This is a genomic window from Actinoplanes sp. NPDC051633 (genome assembly GCF_040681735.1).
GTDB lineage: Bacteria > Actinomycetota > Actinomycetes > Mycobacteriales > Micromonosporaceae > Actinoplanes.
In genome coordinates this window covers 1-3,248 of the sequence record NZ_JBFAZH010000903.1, presented here as the reverse complement: position 1 = coordinate 3,248, position 3,248 = coordinate 1, and the positions used below count along the sequence as shown (strand labels likewise).

Here is a 3,248-nt window from a genome sequence, read left to right as displayed (position 1 = left end):
CCGGGCTCGAAGCCTGGCCATCTCCAGCGCGATCGCCACGTCGTAGCGCCGCGGCCCGCGCGGCCAGCGCATCCGGTTGGCGCGCTCGTTGACGATCGCGTCGAAGCCCGCCGCCAGCACCGCGCCGAACCACCGCACCTCGCCGTCGGTCCCGGAGATCCTGGCAAGATCGACCCGGTGGTCGCGGCCGTCGCGGACGGCGGCGGCGATCGCGTCGGCCGCGGCGTTCGGCGCGAGGGGTACGCCCACACCCGCCGCGAAGTCGTTCCCCGTGCCGGCGGGCACCACACCGAAGCCGACCTCGCGCCCCGCCACGGCCTGCAGCGCCTGGTGCACGGTGCCGTCGCCGCCCACCGCGACCAGCGCGGACACGCCCTCGTCGACGGCCCGGTGACAGGCCTTCTCCGCCTCCTCGGCGGTCGTCGCGTCGAGCAGCCGGACGGTGCGGCCGGTGGTGCCGAGGCGATCGAGGACCGCGGGAAGCAGACCGCGGTGCCGGCCTCTCCCTGCGGTGGGATTGGCCAGCACCGCGATGTCGTCGGTCACAGGCGGAACCTTACCGACCTATGCCCAGTTCCACATTCGCCTCCTGTGTCACCGTGTCGCGAGCGAATGTGAAACCAGGCATTACGTCATGTCGTCATAGCGGCGCTCGATCGGCAGCGGCTTCGCCACCGGCTCGGGGCGCTCGATGGGCGTCGCCGTCTCGATCGGCGCGCCCGCGCCGACCGGCTCGCGGGTGTCCTCCAGCGGTGAGATCTCGTCGTCGTCCAGCCCGGCGTAGATCTCCTTGCCGCGGCCCTTGCGCCGGTCGTTGATGAACGCGACGCCGACCGCGGCCAGGTAGAGCGCCACCATGCACAGCGCCAGCAGCGTCATTCCGAACGGGCCCGGGTCGGGCGTGGCGATCGCGGCGAAGCCGAAGGACAGGAACACCACGACCCGCCACCAGCTGAGCAGCCGCCGCGCGCTCACCACACCGGTGAAGTTGAGCATCAGCAGGATCAACGGGAACTCGAACGCCGCACCGAAGATCATGATCATGCTGGTCACAAACCCGATGTAGGCCGTGACCTCCAGTTGGGTGGTGTCGCCGATGACACCGGCCTCCATGATGAACGGGAGGCTGTGGCCGATGACGAAGTAGGCCAGCACGGCGCCGCCGATGAACAGCGGCGCGGCGATCGCGACGAAGACGTAGGCCCACTTGCGCTCGTGCCGGTGCAGGCCGGGCGCGATGAAGGCCCACAGCTGGAAGAGCCACACCGGGGCGCCGACGATCAGGCCGACCCACAGCGCGATCTTCAGGCGCAGGAGGAGACCGTCGGTGGCGCCGAGCACGGTGAACCGGCACTTGCCGTCGATCCACGAGCTGTCCAGCGCGCAGTACGGACCCTCGAGGACGTGGAACACCCACTGGGAGATGATGAAGCCGACGATCAAGCCGGCGACGATGCCGAGCGATGCCCAGAAGAGGCGGTTACGCAGCTCCCGGACGTGCTCGATCAGCGTCATCGAGCCGTCGGCGGCCTGCTCGAACTTGCTCGGCCCCTTCCGGCGCAAGGAGAGAGCCATGGCGCGTCAGCGGTCGGTGGTGCGCTGCACCGGGTCGACATACGGCTGCTGCTGTGGCTGTGGCCGCTGCGGGTCGTGGATCTCGGTGGGCCGCAGCGGCTCGCGGGCGTGCTGCGGCTCCGCCTTCTCCGCCACGTTGTCGTCGTCGACCAGGCCCTTGGTCTCCGCCTTGATGATCCGCAGCGAACGGCCCAGCGACCGCGCCGCGTCCGGCAGCCGCTTCGCCCCGAAGAGCAGCACGAGCACGACGACGAAGACGATGATGTGCCATGGCTTGAGGGCGCCCATGGGTGAACTCCAAGTCGGTCGGATCAGGTCTGGCGGTGGTGCCGCGATCCATCGTACGTGTGGTTTCCGCCGTGTAACCCGTCGCGGTGCCTGTGGATTCGCCGTGCGGGCGGGAAGTTCAGGACAACAACGGAATAATCAGCGCACACCGGTACGTATCGGCCATGCGTGTTTACCGCTCGAGTCGTGCCCGGCCTTGATCAGGGCGATCCGCTCCTGCATCGTCTGGGTGCGGCCCTGCAACGCGAGCAACGTCTGCTCCAGCTGTTGCGCATGCGCCTGCAGCGCCTCGGCCTCGGTCTGCCGCTTCTGCACCCGGGCCACCGCCCGGCGCAACTCACCCAGCTTGCCGACCAGCGGCACGGCTGCCGCGAGCAGGACGATCAGTCCGAGGACACCGGCGCCGATCCAGATCCACATCAACACGCGATCACCCTAGCCTGGCGCATTGGCGTACTGGTCCAGGGCCATCGCGGCCTGCGCGCGGATCCGCTCGACCAGCTCGGGCGGCCCGACCACGGTCACGTCCGGGCCGACCCCGATCAGCAGCCGCTGCGCCCAGCCCAGGTCGGTCACCCGCATTGTGACCAGCCACTCGTCGCCGCCGTCCTTCTCCACACGCTCCACCGGGTAGTACTCGGTCAGCCACCGGCTGCCCCGGCCCACCCGCAGGGTGACCAGCGGCAGCTCTGGCCCGGGATGGAAGACGCCGGTGCTGACGTCGGACGGCACCGCCTCGGCCGGCGGCCGGGACGGCTCCTCCAGCTCGGTCCACGCGTCGATCCGGTCGATCCGGAACATCCGGGTGGCCTCGGCGCGCCGGCACCAGGCCTCCAGGTACGCCTTGCCGCCCACCATCAGCATCCGCATCGGGTCGACGGTGCGCTCGGTGGTCTCGTCGCGGGTCGCGGTGTAGTACGTCAGCCGCAGTGCGTGCCGGCGCTCGACCGCCGCACGGATCTTGTCGAGGCGCTCGGCGTTGGCCGGCAGCCGCACCGCCACCGGCGCGTCGGCCAGGTCGCCGGCCGCGTTCTCGATCTTCGCCAGCGCGCGCTCGACCACCTCGCGGTTGCCCGTACCCGGGGTCTCCGCCAGCATGCGCAGGGCCACGACCAGCGCCAGCGCCTCGTCGGGCGTGAGGCGCAGCGGCCGGTCGATGCCGGCGTCGTAGGTGATGGTCACCCGGTCGCCGTCGAGCGCCATGTCGATCAGGTCGCCGGGGCCGTAGCCGGGCAGGCCGCACACCCAGAGCAGCTCCAGGTCGGCGCGCAGCTGACTCTCGGTGACGCCCAGGCCCTCGGCCGCGTCGGCGACCGCGATCCCGGGCCGCGCCAGCAGGTAGGGAACGAGCTCAAAGAATTAAAATGTTTTAAAAACGTTGGTAT

The 3,248-nt window shown here is 70.2% G+C and carries 4 protein-coding genes and 1 pseudogene; all 5 read right to left on the bottom strand.

Features of this window, described 5'->3' with window-relative positions:
• Positions 1–546, bottom strand: a 546-nt coding sequence (locus tag AB0M20_RS34205) for a diacylglycerol kinase family protein (RefSeq protein WP_364304487.1), incomplete at its 3' end; no start/stop codon positions are given.
• A gap of 81 nt (positions 547–627) precedes the next feature.
• Positions 628–1,575: a twin-arginine translocase subunit TatC gene (gene tatC / locus AB0M20_RS34200; RefSeq protein ID WP_364304486.1), complete on the bottom strand. Its 948-nt coding sequence runs from the start codon at positions 1,573–1,575 to the stop codon at positions 628–630.
• A 6-nt stretch (positions 1,576–1,581) separates the two neighbouring features.
• Complete coding sequence (gene tatA, locus AB0M20_RS34195; protein WP_364304485.1) at positions 1,582–1,863, bottom strand: Sec-independent protein translocase subunit TatA; 282 nt, start codon at positions 1,861–1,863, stop codon at positions 1,582–1,584.
• Between the two features lie 138 nt (positions 1,864–2,001).
• Positions 2,002–2,289 carry a hypothetical protein gene (locus tag AB0M20_RS34190; RefSeq protein ID WP_364304484.1) on the bottom strand — a complete coding sequence of 96 codons (288 nt, stop codon included), beginning with the start codon at positions 2,287–2,289 and terminating at the stop codon, positions 2,002–2,004.
• A 9-nt stretch (positions 2,290–2,298) separates the two neighbouring features.
• Positions 2,299–3,213: pseudogene (locus AB0M20_RS34185) on the bottom strand (WYL domain-containing protein); the annotation flags it as partial.
• Positions 3,214–3,248: the final 35 nt, after the last annotated feature.